19 protein-coding genes and 1 pseudogene are annotated in these 18,500 nt (G+C 66.6%); 8 read left to right on the top strand and 12 right to left on the bottom strand.

Annotated elements, in window-relative coordinates; all coding sequences use genetic code 11:
- The first annotated feature begins 66 nt into the window (after positions 1 to 66).
- A pseudogene (locus FQK05_RS07375) lies at positions 67 to 1,007 on the top strand (LysR substrate-binding domain-containing protein).
- On the opposite strand, the gene FQK05_RS07380 reads toward FQK05_RS07375, so the two are convergent.
- Genes FQK05_RS07380 through FQK05_RS07395 form a run of 4 tightly spaced genes read right to left on the bottom strand, consistent with a single transcriptional unit; the run spans position 1,004 to position 4,038 of the window.
- Complete coding sequence (locus FQK05_RS07380; RefSeq protein WP_158965276.1) at positions 1,004 to 1,990, bottom strand: OmpA family protein; 987 nt, start codon at positions 1,988 to 1,990, stop codon at positions 1,004 to 1,006. The pseudogene FQK05_RS07375 and the gene FQK05_RS07380 sit on opposite strands and share 4 nt — an antisense overlap.
- On the bottom strand, positions 1,987 to 2,559 hold the full coding sequence (locus FQK05_RS07385) for a peroxidase-related enzyme (protein WP_158965277.1): 573 nt from the start codon (positions 2,557 to 2,559) through the stop codon (positions 1,987 to 1,989). The genes FQK05_RS07380 and FQK05_RS07385 overlap by 4 nt, the downstream gene beginning before the upstream one ends.
- Before the next feature lie 16 nt (positions 2,560 to 2,575).
- Entirely contained in the window at positions 2,576 to 3,319 is a 744-nt protein-coding gene (locus FQK05_RS07390) for a GNAT family N-acetyltransferase (RefSeq protein ID WP_158965278.1), read from the bottom strand.
- Positions 3,316 to 4,038, bottom strand: a complete 723-nt coding sequence (locus FQK05_RS07395; RefSeq protein WP_158965279.1) for a competence/damage-inducible protein A — start codon at positions 4,036 to 4,038, stop codon at positions 3,316 to 3,318. The genes FQK05_RS07390 and FQK05_RS07395 overlap by 4 nt, the downstream gene beginning before the upstream one ends.
- 48 nt (positions 4,039 to 4,086) lie before the next feature.
- Here FQK05_RS07395 and sfsA point away from each other — a divergent pair, with 48 nt between their 5' ends.
- The 3 genes from sfsA (at position 4,087) to map (ending at position 6,957) form a co-directional block, all read left to right on the top strand.
- A complete protein-coding gene (gene sfsA / locus FQK05_RS07400; RefSeq protein WP_158965280.1) occupies positions 4,087 to 4,797 on the top strand; it encodes a DNA/RNA nuclease SfsA in 711 nt (236 codons plus the stop codon).
- 117 nt (positions 4,798 to 4,914) lie between these two features.
- Positions 4,915 to 5,874 carry a pirin family protein gene (locus tag FQK05_RS07405; protein WP_158965281.1) on the top strand — a complete coding sequence of 320 codons (960 nt, stop codon included), beginning with the start codon at positions 4,915 to 4,917 and terminating at the stop codon, positions 5,872 to 5,874.
- Between the two features lie 255 nt (positions 5,875 to 6,129).
- Positions 6,130 to 6,957, top strand: coding sequence for a type I methionyl aminopeptidase (map, locus tag FQK05_RS07410; protein ID WP_158965282.1), 828 nt, complete (start codon positions 6,130 to 6,132; stop codon positions 6,955 to 6,957).
- Between the two features lie 384 nt (positions 6,958 to 7,341).
- On the opposite strand, the gene rsmD is transcribed toward map, so the two are convergent.
- Both rsmD and FQK05_RS07420 read right to left on the bottom strand, forming a co-directional pair.
- Positions 7,342 to 7,899 carry a 16S rRNA (guanine(966)-N(2))-methyltransferase RsmD gene (rsmD, locus tag FQK05_RS07415; RefSeq protein ID WP_158965283.1) on the bottom strand — a complete coding sequence of 186 codons (558 nt, stop codon included), beginning with the start codon at positions 7,897 to 7,899 and terminating at the stop codon, positions 7,342 to 7,344.
- The gene (locus FQK05_RS07420) at positions 7,899 to 9,110 is read right to left on the bottom strand and encodes an NAD(P)/FAD-dependent oxidoreductase (protein WP_158965284.1); all 1,212 of its coding nucleotides are present in this window, start codon (positions 9,108 to 9,110) and stop codon (positions 7,899 to 7,901) included. Before FQK05_RS07420 ends, rsmD begins: the two co-directional genes overlap by 1 nt.
- Positions 9,111 to 9,207: 97 nt before the next feature.
- On the opposite strand from FQK05_RS07420, the gene FQK05_RS07425 reads away from it, so the two are divergent.
- Positions 9,208 to 9,696, top strand: a complete 489-nt coding sequence (locus FQK05_RS07425) for a peroxiredoxin (protein ID WP_158965285.1) — start codon at positions 9,208 to 9,210, stop codon at positions 9,694 to 9,696.
- A gap of 159 nt (positions 9,697 to 9,855) precedes the next feature.
- Here FQK05_RS07425 and FQK05_RS07430 read toward each other — a convergent pair whose 3' ends face one another.
- The 6 genes from FQK05_RS07430 to FQK05_RS07455 form a co-directional block, all read right to left on the bottom strand.
- A complete protein-coding gene (locus tag FQK05_RS07430) occupies positions 9,856 to 10,149 on the bottom strand; it encodes a 4a-hydroxytetrahydrobiopterin dehydratase (protein WP_158965286.1) in 294 nt (97 codons plus the stop codon).
- The gene (locus tag FQK05_RS07435; protein WP_158965287.1) at positions 10,146 to 11,333 is read right to left on the bottom strand and encodes a GNAT family N-acetyltransferase; all 1,188 of its coding nucleotides are present in this window, start codon (positions 11,331 to 11,333) and stop codon (positions 10,146 to 10,148) included. The genes FQK05_RS07430 and FQK05_RS07435 overlap by 4 nt, the downstream gene beginning before the upstream one ends.
- A 219-nt stretch (positions 11,334 to 11,552) precedes the next feature.
- Entirely contained in the window at positions 11,553 to 12,323 is a 771-nt protein-coding gene (locus FQK05_RS07440; protein WP_158965288.1) for a glycerophosphodiester phosphodiesterase family protein, read from the bottom strand.
- Positions 12,324 to 12,328: 5 nt separating this feature from the next.
- Complete coding sequence (locus tag FQK05_RS07445) at positions 12,329 to 12,787, bottom strand: RidA family protein (protein ID WP_158965289.1); 459 nt, start codon at positions 12,785 to 12,787, stop codon at positions 12,329 to 12,331.
- A 134-nt stretch (positions 12,788 to 12,921) separates the two neighbouring features.
- A complete protein-coding gene (locus FQK05_RS07450; RefSeq protein WP_158966016.1) occupies positions 12,922 to 14,226 on the bottom strand; it encodes an HlyD family type I secretion periplasmic adaptor subunit in 1,305 nt (434 codons plus the stop codon).
- 83 nt (positions 14,227 to 14,309) lie between these two features.
- Positions 14,310 to 16,034: a type I secretion system permease/ATPase gene (locus tag FQK05_RS07455; protein WP_158965290.1), complete on the bottom strand. Its 1,725-nt coding sequence runs from the start codon at positions 16,032 to 16,034 to the stop codon at positions 14,310 to 14,312.
- A 283-nt stretch (positions 16,035 to 16,317) separates the two neighbouring features.
- Here FQK05_RS07455 and FQK05_RS07460 point away from each other — a divergent pair, with 283 nt between their 5' ends.
- The 3 genes from FQK05_RS07460 (at position 16,318) to FQK05_RS07470 (ending at position 18,427) form a co-directional block, all read left to right on the top strand.
- Positions 16,318 to 17,139 carry an MlaA family lipoprotein gene (locus tag FQK05_RS07460; protein ID WP_199252613.1) on the top strand — a complete coding sequence of 274 codons (822 nt, stop codon included), beginning with the start codon at positions 16,318 to 16,320 and terminating at the stop codon, positions 17,137 to 17,139.
- Positions 17,140 to 17,158: 19 nt separating this feature from the next.
- Positions 17,159 to 17,779, top strand: a complete 621-nt coding sequence (locus FQK05_RS07465; protein WP_158966018.1) for an MlaC/ttg2D family ABC transporter substrate-binding protein — start codon at positions 17,159 to 17,161, stop codon at positions 17,777 to 17,779.
- 165 nt (positions 17,780 to 17,944) lie between these two features.
- Positions 17,945 to 18,427, top strand: coding sequence for an RNA pyrophosphohydrolase (locus FQK05_RS07470; protein ID WP_158965292.1), 483 nt, complete (start codon positions 17,945 to 17,947; stop codon positions 18,425 to 18,427).
- Positions 18,428 to 18,500 lie beyond the last annotated feature (73 nt).

Below are 18,500 nucleotides of genomic sequence, written 5' to 3' on the forward strand. Positions count from 1 at the left end.
GTTCCGGTGGCAGGACCGGGACGGTGGATTGGGACGGTGAACCGGGTTTCGGAACGACTGTGCTGCATGGATCGACTGACCGAAATGGAAGCCTTTGCCGCCGTGGTGGACCAGGGGGGCTTTACCGATGCCGCGCGGAAGATGGGGATATCCAAGTCCGCCGTGTCGAAACATGTGTCCAGCCTGGAGGCCCGGCTGGGGGCGCGGCTTCTGGACCGGACCACGCGGCGGGTCAGCCCGACCGAGATCGGCCTCGCCTATTACGACCGTGCGCGCGGCAGGTGCTGAACGATGCGGGGGCGGCCCAGGCGCTGGTATCGTCGATGCAATCTGCGCCGTCCGGCCTGCTGCGGATCGCGGCGGCGGGCGATTTCGGCAGTGCCTTCCTGTCGCCGGTGCTGGGACCCTTCCTTGCGCGCTATCCCGACATCACCGTCACCATGGAGCTGGGCGAACCGACGGCGGGGCCGATCCCCGAAGGTTTCGACGTGGCCGTACGGGTGGGGGCGCTGGAGAACAGCACGCTGCGCGCGCGGAGGCTGGCCCTGACGGTGCCGCGGCTGGTGGCCAGCCCCGCATATCTGACGCGGGCCGGGCGGCCGGCGCGGATCGACGATCTGGACGGGCACAGCCTGCTGCACCGGTCCGGGCGGCCCGGGGGCGCCACGTGGACGCTGGTGGACCCGTCGGGCGAACTGCGGGCGGTGCGCACGGGCGGCGGGCTGTCGGTGAATGACGGGCCGTCGCTGCTGAATGCGGCCATTGCCGGGCTGGGGATCGCCTGCCTGCCCAGTTTCCTGTTCTGGGAAGCGATGGATCGGGGACTGGTCGTCGACGCCCTGCCCGCCCTGCCGGAGGTGCGGCAGGAGATCCACGCCGTCTATCCTGCCGGCCGCTTTACCCAGCCCAAGGTCCGCGCTTTCATCGATTTCCTGGTGGAGACCTTCCGGGAGCAGGGCCCGATGCGCTGGGACCGGCCTGGACTGATCCTGCCGGGATTGGCCTAGCCGTCGCCCAGGGTGATCAGCACCGCCTCGACCCGGCGGTTGGTTTCGGGGCCGCCTGGGGCGAGGTTCGATGCCCGCGGTGCCAGGTAGCCCACGCCTTCGGCCGTCAGCTGGCCGGCGGGGATGTCGTAGGTGTCGATCAGCCGCTGGCGCACGGCTTCGGCCCTTTTGCGCGACACGGTCTGGTTCGCGATCAGCGATCCGGAGGTATCGGTATGGCCGACCAGCGCCACCTCGGCCCCCGGACGGGCCTTGAGGAAATCAGCCAGATCGGCCAGCGAGGCATAGGGATGGTCTTCCAGTGCCGAATGGCCGGTCGAGAATTGCAGGTCGTCCAGCGCCGCCATGCCCCGGTCGATCAGGGCGCGGCCCACGGCGCCGATAGGCCTGGACGCGACAATGGTCGCCGGGTCGCCGGTGGCGGCACGCGACACGGTTTCGGACCCTGCTTCGGGGGCCGTGGCGGGCGTGCCGGTCATGGGTGCGGCCCGGGCGGTGACGATCTGGACATAGGCGGCGGACCGGCTGCGGCTGACCAGTACGCTGGCCACGGTGCCGTCGGGCCGCCGGGCCGCCAGGAAGCGATAATCGCGCAAGTCGACATGCATGCCCGGCGCGGGCAGCACGTCGGTGCCGAAGCGGAAATCGAAGCCGCCGCAGGTCTGTGCCGCGCATTCGAAGACGGTTTCAAAGCCGGCTTCGGCCAGCTGTGCCTTCAGCGGCGCCAGGATCTGCGAGGGCGTCGAACGGTCCCCCACCATCTGCCAGCTTTGCCGACGCACCTCGCCCTCGACCGTTTCGACCGGGACGGTGCCATCGGCGAAGGGGCCGGTCGGCAGGGCATAGCTGCCCAGGTCCTGTTGCTGGTCGACCAGCTGCCGTGCGCCCGCCGGAAGGGCAGGTGCAAAGACAGTGGCCGCCCCGGCGGGGACGGCCACGGCCAGAAGCACGGACAGGCAAAGGGCGCGGCGCGTCGGGATCATCTCGCCTGGGTGTGGTACTCGTCGTTCGGGCGCATGGCGGTGGCGCTGGCGACCCGGTTCGTCATGTTGAAGAAGCCCGCGACATTGGCGATATCCCAGATGTCCCGGTCCGTGAAACCGGCATCGCGCAGGCGCTGGCGGTCGGCTTCCTCGATCTCGGCGCTGCCCGTGGTCATCTTGGCGGCGAAGTCCAGCATCGCGCGCTGGCGGGTGTCCAGCGGTGCCACGCGATAGTTCATGACCAGCATTTCGCCCAGTTTCGGATCGCCCGACATTTCGCGCACGGCGGCGCCATGGGCCACCAGACAGTAGAAGCAGCGGTTGATCGACGACACGACCACCGCGATCATCTCGCGTTCCAGCTTCGTCAGGCCGGACGGCGCCAGCATCAGGTCGTTGTAGATGCCGGTGAAGGCATTCAGCTTGGCGATGTCGAAGGCATTGGCGCGCAGCACGTTGGGGATCATTCCCAGCTTTTCCACGCAGATGTCGAAATAACGCTGCGTTTCCGGCGGCAGCGGGTCCACCATCGGCAGATCCAGCGCGGTGGGCATATCGGTGTCGGTCATGGTGGGTCTCCTCGCCCTACGACGGTTTCACGGGTGGCTTGCGATAGTGGTACTGGCCCACGATCTTCATCCCAAGCCGGTTGTATAGCGCACAGGCCCCGACATTGTCGCGCCGGCAGATCGCCACCAAGTGCTTCGCACCATGTTCGGCCGCCCACAAGGCAGCCTTGCGCACGGCCCAGTTGGCGACGCCCTGCTTGCGGTGCTGCGGCACCACCTCCAGCGCGTGAAGCATCGCGATCTCGCCGTCGACAGCGACATAGCCCACGCCGGCGGGCTTGTCGCGGTTGCGCGAGAAGACGGCCGTGAACGGGCCCGGCGCGCGGGCCATCACCGCCAGACGGGCCGGGCCGATACCGCCGGCTTCCCAGATTTCCGTCATGATCGCCAGCGGCGGCCATATGGTGAAGGCGCGGACCGGGGGAATCGGTTCGGATGTCAGGTCGGCGATGTCGCCCTTGTAGATCACCACCGGGTCGTAGACGGAATAGCCGCGCCTGCCCAGTTCGATGTCCAGCTTCGGGTGATCGATGTCGCGGACCTGGAACAGCGGGGCCTGGCCCAGGTCGCGCATCCCTTCCTCGGCCTGGTCGAAGTCGACCGCAAGCGGCAGGCGATGCGGATCCGTCAGCGTGGCCGAGGACACGCGGCTTCCGCCGCCCAGCCCTTCGCGCAGCGTCCAGATGCCTGCCTGCACCTTGCGGGCAGGCGACCAGGTGCCGTCGACAGCGGCGTAAAGGCGTTCGCGTTCGTCCCTCATGTGCCCATCTCGGTCGCGAGGCGGGTCATCGCGGCGTCCACGCGGGCGCCTTCGGCGCCGCGGATCACCACGTTGGCGCCATAGATGCCGTTCTGCTGGAACGGGTAGCAGCCGATCGACAGGTCGGAGAATTCGGCCGCCAGGCTGCCCAGGAAGGCCGCGATCTCTCCCTCGCCCCGCAGGATGCGCAGGGACTGGGACAGAAGCGGCTTGCCGCCGGTCAGCGTCGGCAGGACCGATGCCACCATCGCCTCGAACACGGCTGGGACGCCCGCCATCACGTGGACATTGGCGATGGTGAAGCCGGGCGCGGTCGATACCGGGTTGTCGATCAGCGTGGCCCCGTCGGGGATCCGCGCCATCCGCAGGCGGGCTGCGTTCAATTCCGCACCGGTGCGCTTGTAATGCGCCTCCAGCAGGGCCCGGGCGTCGGCACGCACATCGATATGGGCATCGAAGGCGCGGGCGATGCAGTCGGCGGTGATGTCGTCATGGGTCGGGCCGATCCCGCCCGAGGTGAAGACGTGGTCGTATCGGGCCGACAGCGCCTTCACGGCATCGACGATGGCATCGGCATCGTCGGCGACGACGCGCACCTCGGCCAGGTCGATGCCGACCTGCGTCAGTTGCTGCGCCAGGAAATACATGTTGCTGTCGCGGGTTCGACCCGAAAGGATCTCGTCCCCGATGACCAGCATCGCGGCGGTTGGGTTCGCCATGCAGGTCTCCCTTGCTTGCTCGGCCCGAACACGTATAGGGCGGCTGTCATGCGCTTTGAAGCCCCCCAGAGTGCCCCGCTGGTCCCGGCGCGGCTGATCCGACGCTACAAGAGGTTCCTGGCCGATTGCGTGCTGGACGACGGGACTGAGGTGACGGCCCATTGTGCCAACCCCGGCGCCATGACCGGGCTGGCCGATCCGGGGATGCGGATCTGGCTTCAGGATGTGGCCGACCCGAAACGCAAGCTGCGATGGAGCTGGAAGCTGGCGCAGACGGATGACGCCTTTGCCTGCATCGACACTGGCCTTGCGAACCGGCTCGTGGCCGAGGCGCTGGACGAAGGCCGCATTCCCGCACTGGCGGGCCATGACGGCTATCGGCGCGAGGTCGCCTATGGCACCGGCAGCCGGGTCGATTTCCTGCTGTCGCCCGGCGGCGTGGCCCCGGTTCACGTCGAGGTGAAAAGCGTCACGCTGCTGCGCCGGCCGGGCCTGGCCGAATTCCCAGATACCGTCACCGCCCGTGGCACCCGACACCTGGGCGATCTGGCCGAGGTCGTTGCGGCCGGGGGGCAGGCCGTTCTGCTCTACCTTGTGCAGAGGACCGATGCGGATCGGGTCGGCGTCGCGGCCGATATCGACCCGGCCTATGCGGCCGCACTGGTTCGCGCACAGGACGCGGGGGTGCAGATCCTGTGCCACGCGGTGGACATGGATCCGATCGCGATTTCGGTCGGCGTACAGCTGCCCTTCGTCTGACTGCACAGACCCTGTTCGCCTGTCGCGTGTACCAAGGGGTCGACCCGTGGCCCCCGGTCCCCCATCTTCCTGTCATCGAACGCCCCGACAACAGCCCCGGGGCGCAGGAGAGATCCGATGAGCTGGAACCCGACCCAAGGCCCCGACTGCCCCGACCAAACTGGGGCCCTTGAAACGCTGATCATCCCCCGCGCCCGCGATCTGGGCGGGTTCGAGGTGCGTCGCGCGCTGCCATCGCCCAAGCGGCAGATGGTGGGCCCCTTCATCTTCTTCGACCAGATGGGCCCGGCAGAATTCATCACCGAAGGCGGGATCGACGTCCGCCCCCATCCGCATATCGGACTGGGCACGGTGACCTACCTGTATCAGGGCGAGTTCGAACACCGCGACAGCATCGGCACCCACCAGATGATCTATCCGGGCGAGGTGAACTGGATGACCGCAGGCCGCGGCGTGACCCACTCCGAACGGACCAGCGCCGAGACCCGCAAGCAGCCGCACCAGAAGCTGTTCGGCATCCAGACCTGGATTGCCCTGCCCAAATCGCACGAGGAGATGGCGCCGGACTTCGAACATCACAAGCAGGACGCCCTGCCGGTGCTTCAGGATACCGGGGTCGAGGCGCGGCTGATCCTGGGCACCGCCTACGGGATGGAAAGCCCGGTCACCATGCATACCCAGACCTTTTATCTGGACGTCACGCTGGCGCCGGGTGCCGCGATCCCGCTGCCGGACGATCACGAGGACCGCGGGATCTATGTGACCCAGGGCTCGATCGAGGTGGCCGGCGACTTGTTCGAGGAAGGCCGCATGATGGTCTTCCGCCCCGGCGACCGGCTTTCGGCCAAGGCCGGTCCGGCGGGCGCGCGGCTGATGCTCCTGGGCGGTGCGACCTTCCCGGAACAGCGCTATGTCTGGTGGAACTTCGTGTCCTCGTCCAGGGAACGGATCGAGGAGGCGAAAGAGGCCTGGATGGCCGAGGACTGGACCAACGGACCCTTCCACCTGCCCCCGGGCGACGAGGCGGAGTTCATCCCGATCGACCCCGCCATGGCCCGGACGCGCCCCAAGGGCTGATCACCGGCAACCGGCAGTCGCCGCAAGGCAGCAACGCGTCGGGCCGCCCCGCGGCAGCGGCCGCACTGGGCCTTGCGACCGTCTGGCCGGGCTGTTGGAAAAGGAGTGCGACATCGCGCACTTGTGCGCATTTTCCGGGATTTCCCGCCGTTGTGAACGGTTTCCCACGGCAAACGCTGCGGCTGCGCGGTCGCCCCTCTGGCGTTCGGGCCTTCTGTGACTTATGTTCCCGTCAAGGAAGGACCAAGGATCAAGATGGAAAAGCGAGTGGACGACGCGCGCGGCAGGCTGACGAAGGACGGGATCCGCATCTACGATTCGGCGGATTTTGCCGGCATGCATGCGGCAGGACGCGTCGCGGCCGATATCCTGGACAAGATGGCGGCCCATGTGTTCCCGGGCCAGACCACGGGCGAGATCGACCGCATCATCACCGATCTGGTGAACGAGGCCGGGGTGATTTCCGCGACCATCGGCTACAAGGGCTATCAGCACGCCAGCTGCATTTCCGTGAACCACGTGGTCTGCCACGGGATTCCGGGACCGAAACAGCTGAAGGACGGCGATATCCTGAACATCGACGTGACGGTGATCGTGGATGGCTGGTTCGGCGATTCCAGCCGGATGTACGTGGCGGGCAAGCTGGGCCGCAAGGCGGAACGGCTGATCCAGGTGACCCACGATGCCCTGATGAAGGGGATCGAGGTCGTGCGCCCCGGCAAGACTTTCGGCGATATCGGCCACGCCATCCAGGCCTATGTCGAAGCCCACCGCATGAGCGTGGTCCGCGATTTCTGCGGCCACGGCCTGGGCCGGGTGTTCCACGCCGCACCCAACGTGCTCCATTACGGCCGCCCCGGCACCGGCGCGGTGCTGGAAGAAGGCATGTTCTTCACCATCGAGCCGATGGTGAACCTGGGCCGCCCGGAAACGAAGACGCTGGCCGACGACTGGACCGCCGTGACCCGGGACAAGTCCCTCTCGGCCCAGTTCGAACATTCGATCGGCGTGACGAAGGACGGGTGCGAGATCTTCACGCTCTCGCCGGCGGGCCGCTTCCACCCGACATACGACGCCGACTGATCCGCGGTCTGCTGGCGCAGCAGCGCCGGCAGCGGGGTATCCCCCTGCCAGGGCTGTACCGCATCTTGCAAGATCACTGGCTGCCGCTTCGGTGGCGCCGGGTCGGATACGGGTTTGTCCGGCCGATGTACCGCCGACCAAAGGGCTTTCAGTGCAAATGTCCCATCCCGGGACGATCCCCCGGCAGCATCGCGTGTTTGGACGCCGGAACCGCCTCCGGCGGGAGTATTTGGAAAGAGAAGAAGCCAGGCGCGCCTGCCCCCTTCTTTGGTCTTCAAATATCTCGGGGAAGTCCTCCCCGCAGGGGAGGGCGGGGGCAGAGCCCCCGTGGATATGAACGCCGCGTAGGGCGGGGTTCACCCCGCCACCGCGATCAGCCCAAGTTCATCCCCGCCGCAGCAAGGTGACATGCGTGTCCCCATAGCGCCGGCTTTCATCCGGCAAGAAGCCCGCCGGTGCAGCCATGGGCGCGTTCTCTTCCCAGACGATCAGGGCATCCGGCGCGATCCAGCCCTGCTCTGCCAGCCGTTCCAGCACCGGGCCGCCAAGCCCCTTGCCATAGGGCGGATCCAGGAACACCAGGTCCGCCGGCAGGTCTTCTCCGGTCGCAGGTCCCAGCTTCTGCGCTTCGCGTCCTATGACGCGGGTCTCCTCCCGGACACCCAGAAGCGCCACGTTCGCCGCGATCAGCCGCCCCGCCGCCCGTCCGCTGTCGATGAAGACGGCCGAGGCCGCGCCGCGCGACAGCGCCTCCAGCCCCAGCGCGCCGGTTCCGGCAAAGAGATCCAGCACCCGCGCCCCGTCAATCGCATCGCGCGAGGCCAGCATGGAAAACAGGCTTTCGCGCACCCGATCCGGCGTCGGCCGCAGATGGGCAGCCGGATCGCCCTTGCCGACCGGGGTTAGCGCCCGGCCGCGGAACCGTCCGGCGACGATGCGCATCAGTTCTTCATCAGCTCCTTCAGGTCGGTCGCGGGATCCGCGACCTTCACCGGATCGGCCGTCTTGCCGGCCTCGATCAGGCGCTTGCCTACCATGTAGCCGCGCGGATCGTTCATCGCGTCCACGGCCACCAGCCGGTCGCCGGCATAGTACCAGAAGGACATGGTCTGACCCTCGCCCGGGCGTGTCACCACAGAGGTGTAGCCGCCGTTCAGCCCGGCGATCTGCAGTTTCACGTCGTACTGGTCCGACCAGAACCAGGGCTTTGGCACATAGACCGTGTTGCCGCCCAGCATGTTGCCAGCCACGCATTCCGCCATGTCGATGGCATTGGGCACGCTCTCCAGCCGCAGCCGGCTGGCGCCGTACGGGAAGGACGCGCAATCGCCGGCCGCCCAGATCGATGCGTCAGAGGTCCGCCCGTGTTCGTCCACGGCAATCCCGTTGTCGATGGCCAGGCCCGCGGCCTGGGCGAGCGTCGTCTCGGGCACGATACCCACGCCCACCACGACGAAATCGACGTCAATCTCGGTCCCGTCCGACAGCTTCGCTCCGGTTACTTGGCCACCGGTGCCGATCAGCCGTTCAAGCCCCACGCCTTCGCGGATGTCGACGCCGTGGCCTGCATGCAGCGCGCGGAAATAGTCCGATGTCTGGGGCGCCGCCACACGTTGCAGGATCCGGTCTGCCATTTCGACGAGGGTCACCTGCACGCCGCGCTTGGCGGCGACCGCCGCGGCTTCCAGCCCGATATAGCCGCCGCCGACGATCAGAGCCTTCCTGCCCTCGACCACGACCGGCGCCATCGCATCGGCATCGGCCAGGTCCCGCATCACGAAGACGCCGTCCAGGTCGCCGCCGATGGACGCTGGCAGACGGCGCGGCGCCGACCCGGTGGTCAGCGCCAGCTGGTCATAGGAAATCACCTCGTCCCCGACGGTGACGGTCTTCGCCACCGGGTCGATCGCCGTCACCGGCGCGCCCAGCTTCAGGTCGATCTTCTCGTCGGGATAGAAGTGATCGGCGCGCAGGAACAGCCGTTCCAGTGCCATGTCGCCCAGCAGATAGGCCTTCGACAGCGGCGGCCGCTGGTAGGGCGGAACAGGCTCTGCCCCGATCAGCGTGACCTGGCCATCGAACCCGTCCTTGCGCAGTTTCGCCACCAGCGAGGCCCCGGCCTGCCCGGCCCCGATCACGACAATATGGCTCATGCCTGTTCCTCTTGCGATTTCATTGGCCCCGGGGGCGCAGGGAACCTATATCCGGCAGGGAAGACAATGCCAAATCCTTGACCCGGGAGTTTTTCAGATGACCATTACCACCGGCGACACGCTGCCCGAAGCCACGCTGATCGCTTTCGGCGAAGGCGGGCCGGAACCGGTCTCGATCACCGAGCGGACCAAGGGCCGCAAGGTCGTGATCTTTGCCGTGCCGGGCGCCTTCACGCCGACCTGCAGCGTGGCCCACGTGCCCAGCTTCATCCGCACCAAGGACCAGTTCGATGCAAAGGGCGTGGACGAGATCATCTGCGTCTCGGTCAACGACCCCTTCGTCATGAAGGCCTGGGGGGAATCGACCGGCGCGACCGAGGCCGGGATCACCATGCTGGCCGACCCGCTGAGCACCTTCACCAAGGCCATCGGTCTCGATTTCGACGCGCCGCCGGCGGGTCTGATGGGCCGGTCCAAGCGCTATGCCATGCTCGTCGACGACGGCAAGGTCACGGTCCTGAACCTGGAAGAAAGCCCCGGCACCTGCGAGATTTCGGCCGGCGAAGGGCTGCTCGAAAGCCTCTGACGGCGCACACGCCGCTGATGGCGATCCGCCTCCGGCGGGAGTATTTGCGAAAAGAAGAAGCCGGGAGCGCGTTCCCGGCTTCTTTGATCTTCAAATACCTCGGGGGAGTCGCGCCGAAGGTGCGGCGGGGGCAGAGCCCCCAACCACTGACGCCACCGCTCAGACCAGCGCGTCGAACTTCCGCGCCAGGGTGACGTCCTTTTCCGACAGTCCACCCGCATCATGGGTGGTCAGCACCACGTCGACCGTCTTGTATACGTTGGACCATTCCGGATGGTGATCCATCTTCTCGGCCCAGAAGGCCGCGCGGGTCATCCAGCCGAAGGCCTCGACAAAGTTCTTGAAGACATAGGTCTTGGAGATGGCGTCTTTCCCGTCGACTGCCGTCCAGCCCTCGGCGGCCAGGGCCTCCAAGGCTTCTGTGCGGGCGGCGCCTTCCAGTTTATCCGTCATTCCTGTTCCTCCACATGGGCGCGCCTGAAGGGACCGTAATCCGTCAGGATCTCGATCTCTTCTTCCACGGCGCGGCGTTCCGCCTCCAGATAGCGGCCGACGGCCTTGGCAAAGCCCGGATCCGCGATCCAGTGCAGCGAATGGGTCTGGGTCGGCAGATAGCCGCGGGCCAGCTTGTGTTCGCCCTGCGCGCCGGCCTCGACCCGTGCGAGGCCGTGTTCGATGGCGTGTTCGATGGCGCGATAGTAGCAGAGTTCGAAGTGCAGGCAGGAATGGTGTTCGATACAGCCCCAGTACCGGCCATAGAGAACGTCGCGGCCGATGAAATTCAGCGCGCCCGCGATCCAGCGGCCGTCGCGTTCGGCCAGGACCAGCAGGATGTCGCCGCGCAGCGTCTCCTGCGCCTCGTCGAAGAAGGCGCGGGTCAGGTAGGGGCGGCCCCATTTGCGCGATCCGGTGTCCTGGTAGAAGTGCCAGAATGCGTCCCAGTGTTCGGGTTCGATCCGGTCGCCGGTCAGGGCGTGGATCCGGCCGCCGAATGCGTTGGCGGTGCGGCGTTCCTTGCGGATCGTCTTGCGCTTGCGCGAGGAGAGGCTGTCCAGGAAGGCGTCGAAATCGGCATAGCCTTCATTGGCCCAATGGAACTGCTGGGTGGTGCGGACCATCAGGCCCATGGCGTGCCCGGCTTCGGCCTCTTCCTCGGTGCAGAAGGTCACGTGCAGCGAGGAGAGGTCGTTCTGGTCCGCCAGCTGCACAGCCGCCTGGACCAGGGCCGCGGCGCCCATTTCCTCGTAGCCCGGGCGGACCAGAAAGCGGCGGCCGGTGGCGGGCGTGAAGGGGACGGCGATCTGAAGCTTCGGGTAATATCGCCCGCCGGCGCTTTCGTAGGCATGGGCCCAGTTGTGGTCGAAGATGTATTCGCCCTGGCTGTGGGACTTCGCATAAAGCGGCGTGACGGCCACGATCTGGCCGTCGTGGTGGACGGTCAGATATTGCGGTTGCCAGCCGCTTCCCCGCCCGACAGAGCCGGAGCGTTCCAGCGCCAGCAGGAACCGGTGGGTGGTGAAGGGATCGGCGGGCGGTCCGCCATCGGCGGTTTCGGGGCAGGCGCAGGCGTCCCAGTCGGCGGCCGGGATCTGCTCCAGCGATGCCAGTACCTGCACTTCGATCTGCGCCTGATCCATGTCTGCCCGTGTTCCTTCGTCCTTCGTCCTGCGGCCTGCCGGCAGGGTGGCCGTCGCCGCGCCATCCCCCCCTTCGCCGCGCCCGAACTGTTACGGCGGCTTTGCGGCGCGACGGCCATGATGCGCGGCCCATGCGTGATACGCTTGGGTGTTTCCAGCGTTTGATTCCCGCCCCGTCGCCCCGCGCTGTTCCAGTATCTGTGCCCGATCGCCCGGCGATCAAGCGCCCAGGGGCGGAAGATAGCCTTCGAAGGTCACGTTGTCGGCCCGGGCCCGGGCCTCTGCCTCTTCCTCGGGCGACCGGATCGTCCAGCACAGCACCGGCACGCCATCGCCCCACAGCTTTCGCACCCGGGGCCGGGACAGGTCGGTCCAGTGGTGCGAAATGAAGCTGGCGCCCACCCGGTCGAAATCGGCGATCCGATTCAGGTGGTCGCAGGTTTCGGCCGGCAGGTTCCCGACCCCGGCGTCATAGAACATGGTGACCAGCCCGCGCGGGACCGCTGGCGCCAGGTCCGCCATTGCCGCGACAGAGGCCGGGTTGAACGACATCACCGCCACCGGCCCGGCATAGCCTGCCAGCGCCTCGGCCGCCGCGCGTTCCAGGACGCCGGTGCCGGGCGCGCCGTCGCGGTCCTGATCCTTGATTTCCACGAGCAGCGGCACGCGGCCCGCGACGGCTGACAGCACAGACGAGAACCGCGGGATGCAGGCGCCGCCGCCTCCCGTCAGCGGCGTGGCAGAGGCTTCGGCAGCCGTCAGGTCGCGCAGGAGCCCCGCGCGGCCTGTCAGGCGTTCCAGCGCATAGTCGTGAAAGACCAAGGCGTGCCCGTCCGACGTGACCTGCAGGTCGATCTCGATGCCGTATCCGGCATCCACTGCGGCCTGGATGGCCGGCAGGGAATTTTCCGGCCGGCCCGCAGACAGGTCGTGCAGGGCGCGGTGGGCGATGGGCAGGCGCAGGAAGGCGTCGGGCAGGGGCGGGCGCATGGGGATCACTTGATCTGGAAGATGCCTTCGATCTCGACCGCGACGCCCCGGGGCAGGGCGGCGGCCGAGACGGCAGAGCGGGAATGACGGCCGGCATCGCCCAGCGCCTGGACCAGGAAGTCCGAAGCGCCGTTGATCACTTCCGGCTGGTCGGTGAAATCGGGGGTGGAATTGACGAAGCCGGTCAGCTTCACCACGCGCACCAGGTTCGACAGGTCGCCGCCGCAGGCCGCCTTGACCTGGGCCAGCAGGCTGATCGCGCAGGCGCGCGCCGCCGCGGCGCCGGCGGCCACGTCCAGGTCGGCGCCCAGCTTGCCCTTGATCGGACCGTCGGTGCCCTGGCTGATCTGGCCCGACACGTAAACGATGTCGCCCACCTGCACGAAGGGCACATAGTTTGCCGCCGGCGCGGGTGCGTCGGGCAGGGTGACACCAAGTTCGGCCAGTTTCGCTTCGATACTCATGGGATCCTCCGTCAGGGCTGCGCGACCGCCGCACTGCGGTCGCGCCGGACGCTAGCCCGGCACGTGCGCCCCTTAAAGCCGGAAAATGTCACGGGATTGCGACGGCCGCCGGGGGACCGGCTGCACGGCCAGGGTCAGCCTTCCTTGAACGCCTTCGCGAAATAGTCGGTGAAGGGCTTCAGCAGGTAGGACAGCGGCGTCCGCGCAGAGGATGAGATGAACGCCTCGACCGGCATGCCGGACACCAGCACCGTGCCTTCGGGCAGCTTTTCCAGCTCGCCGGGGTCCGGCAGCACTTCGGCCCGGTAGAACGAGGCACCGGCATGCTGATCTTCGAACGTGTCGGCCGAAATCTGGTCGACCGTGCCATTCAGTTGCGGCGTGGTGCGTTGGTTCAGGGCCGACAGGTGCATGACCGCCTTTTGTCCGACGAAGATCTGGTCGATATCGGTCGGGCTGATCCGCACCACGGCGACCAGCGGCCGGTCCTGCGGCACAAGGTGCAGCACCGGGTCCGCCGGGCGGATCACCGATTGCGGCGTCTTGAATTGGAGGCCATAGACGATGCCCGAAACCGGCGCCTTGATGTCCAGCCGGTCCAGTTTCTGCAGGATCGAGCGGCGTTCCTCGGCCAGTTCCAGTTCGCGGTACTGCAGGTCCCGCAGGCGCGTGGTTGCGTCCTCGCGCATCTGGGTGCCCAGTTGCAGGATCTGCAGATCGATCTCGGTGATGCGGCCTTCGTTCTGCGCGACCGAGGCGCTGAGTTCGCCCAGCGAGCCTTCCAGTTCCGCCTGAGCCCGTTGCAGCGCCAGCACGGTGCCGGATTGCGTCAGGCCCTTGGCCAGAAGCTGCTGCTGCTGGTCCAGCTCCTGTTCGATCAGCGCCAGCCGCTTGCCCAGCGAGGTCTGCTGCGCATTGATCCCGTCGATCTGGTTGGTGATCTGGGCGCTGCGCTTTTCCAATTGTTCGGTCTGCTTGTCTACCGACTCGCGGCGGGCCTTGAACAGCTTTTCCTGGCCCGCGACCAGTTCGGCCACGTCCTTGTTGCCGTCGGCGGCTTCCAGCAGGACCGGATCGAAGACGATGGTGTCGCTGTCGTCCTGTTCGGCTTCCAGGCGGCCGCGGCGGGCCATCAGTTCGAACAGTTGGCCTTCGGTGATCACCAGCTGCGACTTCAGCTGGGAATCGTCCAGCCGAACCAGCGTGTCGCCGGCCGCGACCAGGTCGCCCTCGTCCACCAGGATCTGGTCCACGATGCCGCCGTCCAGGTGCTGGACGACCTGCCGGCTGCTGTCGACCTCGAACCGGCCGGGGGCCACCACGGCACCCGAGATGCTGGCGAAGACTGCCCAGGACCCGAACCCGCCAACCAGCAGCAACAGGCCGAAGGTGCCGAACAGCACCGGCGCGCGGGCCGACCATTTCTGGGGGTGTGGCATGGGTGCGGCGGCCTTCTGGGGGGCGATCTTGCCCACCGTGGCCATCTTTGCGGGTTTCGGCATCCCGCCGCCGTTCTGCGCGTTCATCGCACACCTCCCATCGAGGCGGTCTTCTGCAGTTCCTCGTGGTTCGACACCATCTGGCGCAGCACCTCGTCCTTGGGGCCGAAGGCGGCGCGGGTGCCGCTGTCGATCACCAGCAGCATATCGCATTCCTGGATTGCCGCGGGCCGGTGGGCCATGATCATCACCGCGTTCCCGGCGGCCTTCATTTCGCGGATGGCGGCGTTAAGCGCCATCGAGCCTTCGTTGTCGAGGTTGGAGTTTGGTTCGTCCAGGATCAGTAGCACCGGGTCGCCATACATGGCGCGGGCCAGGCCCACCCGCTGGATCTGGCCGCCGGACAGACGCCCGCCGCCCTGGGTGATCCGCGTGTCATAACCGTCGGGCAGGTTCACGATCATGTCGTGGGCGGCGGCCTTCTTGGCGGCTTCCACGACCTTTTCGGCATCGGGTTCCTGTTCCAGCCGCGCAATGTTCTGCGCCACGGTGCCGTCGAACAGCATCACCCGCTGGGGCAGGTAACCGATGTGATGGCCCAGCACCGACGGGTCGTATTGATCCAGCGCCGCGCCATCCAGCCGGATCACCCCCCCCGCCGGGCGCCAGACGCCCGTCAGCGCCCGCGCCAGTGTCGACTTGCCTGACCCGGACGGCCCGATGATACCCACGGCCTGGCCCGGCTGAACCTCGAAGGACAGTGTGCGCAGAACGGCCCGCGTCTCGCCCGGGGGAACAACGGTCAGGGACTGGACCTGAAGCCTGGCCTTGGGGCGCGGCAGTGCGGTGCGGGTGTCTTCGGCCGGGACATTGTCCAGAAGGCTGCTGAGCGAGCTCCAGCCTTTCATGGCGCGCTGCACGACGGGCCACTGGCCGATCGCCATCTCGATCGGGGCCAGCGCACGGCCCAGAAGGATCGAGCCCGCGATCATCGCGCCGGCCGACAGTTCGCCCTGCAGCACAAGATAGGCGCCAAGGCCCAGCATGGCCGATTGCAGGAACAGCCGCAGTGTCTTGGTCAGGGAAGAGAAGGTGCCGCCCACATCGTTGGCGCGCATGGTTTCGTCCAACGAGGCATTGCGCGCCACCAGCCAGCGGCGGAAGGCGGCCTGGCGCATGCCCATGGACTGGATCATCTCGGCCTCGGTCCGGATTTCCTCGGACAGGATGTTGGACCGGTTCGACGCCTGCCCGGCCTTCAGCATTGGCCGGCGGGTCAGGGTCTGGTTCAGCCAGGTGATCAGGATCAGAAGCGCGCCGCCGCCCATCGCCAGGTATCCCAGCCAGGGATGGAAGAACGAGATGCCGACCAGGAAGACCGGGGTCCAGGGAATGTCGAAGACGGCCATCAGAACCGGCGAGGCGATCAGCCGCTGCACCGATTCGAGGTCCGCCAGCCCGGTCTGCGCCGCCGGATCGCGCGACACGGCAGAGCGACGGATCATCGCATCGAAGACCCTGTGGTCCAGTGCCGACTGGAACCGGGCCCCCGCCCGCGCCATGATTCGGCCGCGGGTATAATCCAGGATCCCCATGATGCCGTACAGGAACGCGACCAGCAGCGTCAGCGCCAGCAGCGTCGCCTCGGACCGCGATCCCAGCACGCGATCATAGACCTGCAGCATGTACAGCGGACCGGTCAGCATCAGCATATTTGCGAAGAAACTGAAGATTCCAACGATCCAGTACAGACCACGGCTTTGCTGCCGTGCGGCGATCAACTCGTCCTTGCCGCTGCGGTGGATCATGGCGGTTGCTCTTTCCTGTAAACGTGTCGTCTTGAAATTCAGTTGATTCGTCTGCCGGCTGGGTTCAACGGATCTTTACTCAATAGAATGCACTAAGGGGTTGCACCACACCGCAAGCGGTTTCAATTCACAAGAAAATTAACTATCCAGTGCCCCGGACCGTCAGTGATCTAACAACTGGATCTCGCCGAATGACGGACTACATTAGACGAGGTTCGGTCCGACGCGCGGTGTGCGGGGTAGGGCACCACCTGTTGGCACGAGAACGATTGGACGAGACGTGATGCAAGTTTTGCGCCGCCCCCTGGCCGCCCTTTTCGCCGGCGCCGCCCTTCTGACGCTCGCGGCCTGTGCCGGTCCGAAGGCAGGGGAAGAGGTGTCCAGCGGGGTCTACGATCCGCTCGAAAAGATGAACCGGGCCACGCACCAGTTCAACCGCGGCATGGACCGTATCCTGTTCCGGCCGGCTTCCAAGGGCTATGTCGTCGTCATCCCGCAAAGCGTTCGGACCTCGGTCAGCTATTTCGCCGAGAACCTGGGCAAGCCGGCCGAGACGGTGGACTATATCCTGCAGGGCAAGCTGAAAGAGGCCGGGGTGACCGTCCTGCGCTTCGTCACGAACCTGACAATGGGCATCGGCGGCTTGGGCGATCCGGCGACCGAACTGGGCATCCCGAACTACGACACCGACTTCGGCGAAGTGCTCTATACTTGGGGCGTGGGCGAAGGTCCCTATGTTGAACTGCCGTTCTTCGGTCCCTCGACCGCGCGGGATTCCGCCGGTCTGGTGGTCGACTTTTTCACCAACCCGATCGCCTACGCGACCGGCGACCAGACCTTCCGCTATGTGCGCTACGGCTCTTATATCCTTGATCAGCTTAACTCTCGCGGCACGTATTCGGAGCTGATCGACTCCATCCTGTACGGCAGCGCGGACTCGTATTCGCAAGCACGGATCATTTACCTGCAGACCCGCCGTTACGAACTGGCGGGCGACGACGGCAGCACCTATCTTGAATCCGACGCCGATGCCAATGCCGACTCTTACGAGGATTTCTATGCAAATGCCTATGACGCCCCGCCCTACGGTGACCCGCCGCTCTGACCGGATGCGTTCCGTGGCCATGCCGCCCGCAAGCCTAAGCCGCCGCGCCGTCCTGACATCCGCAGCCGCGGGGGTCGGCCTTGCTGCCGTGCCGTCGCAGCTTCTGGCCCTGACGCAGGCCGGAGCAGAAGGCCTGCTGAACCAGCTGCTGGCCGAGATCAACAAGGTGATCGCGGACGTCGAAGCCGGTCGCAAGTCGGAAACGGCCGCGATCAACGACTTCCGCAAGCTGTTCGTGAAATACGCCGATACGGCTTTCATGGCCTACTATGCGCTGGGCCGGGATGCCCGAAGCATTTCCAAGCCGAAGCTGCGCGAATTCACCGCCGCGTTCCAGACCTATATTGCCAACACCTATGGCAGCCGCTTCCGCGAGTTCATCGGTGGTACGGTAACGATCAAGAGCACCCGCAAGGCCGGGTCCGATTACCAGATCAACGCCAGCGCCAACCTGGTGGGCCAGGCACCCTTCGACGTGACCTTCATCGTGTCGGACAAGTCCGGCCAGCCGCGGTTCTACAACATCTACATTGCCGGTCTGAACATGCTGCTGACCGAACGCGACTCCATCGGTCAGATGATGGACCGCAACGGCGGCAACATCGACAAGACCATCGCTCAGCTGAAGGCAAAGAGCTGAGGCCGGTCAGTCCTGCCTGACGACCCTTCAGGGCCCCGGAGTTCCGGGGCCCTTTTCGTTGGCGGGTCGCCATTGTGTCCATTCCGCCTCTGGCCCGCAGCGCCGCCACGGGGTACATCGGGGCCAGGCCACAGCCGCACCCACAGCAAGACCGGAGACCGCGCGATGACCCCGGAAGAGATCGCACGCCTGCCCTATCGCCCGAATGTCGGCGTCATGCTGATGAATCCGCAGGGCGCCATTTTCACCGCCCGCCGCAACGACCGCGACCATGACGCCTGGCAGATGCCGCAGGGCGGCGTGGACAAGGGCGAGGACGCAAGGACGGCCGTCCTGCGCGAGCTGGAAGAGGAAACCGGCGTTCGCCCCGACCTGGTTAAGATCATCGCCGAGACGCCGGGCTGGCTGACCTACGACCTGCCGCACGAGATCGTGCCCTTCACCTGGAAGGGCCGCTTTCGCGGGCAGGAGCAGAAGTGGTTCCTGATGCGCTTCCTTGGCACCGACGACCAGATCGACATCGCGACCGAACATCCCGAATTCTGCGAATGGCAATGGCGCAGGCCGGATCTTCTGGTCGACGGCGTCGTGGCCTTCAAGCGCCAGGTCTACCGCCAGGTACTGGACGCTTTCGCAGACTATCTCTGAGGTCCGGAGAAGGGCGTACTACTCGGTCGCAGGTCGGGTTGCGGCCGCCCCATCCTCGTGGGTCGGCCCCTTC

The sequence above is a fragment of the Chachezhania sediminis genome, from assembly GCF_009765275.1.
Classification (GTDB): domain Bacteria; phylum Pseudomonadota; class Alphaproteobacteria; order Rhodobacterales; family Rhodobacteraceae; genus Chachezhania; species Chachezhania sediminis.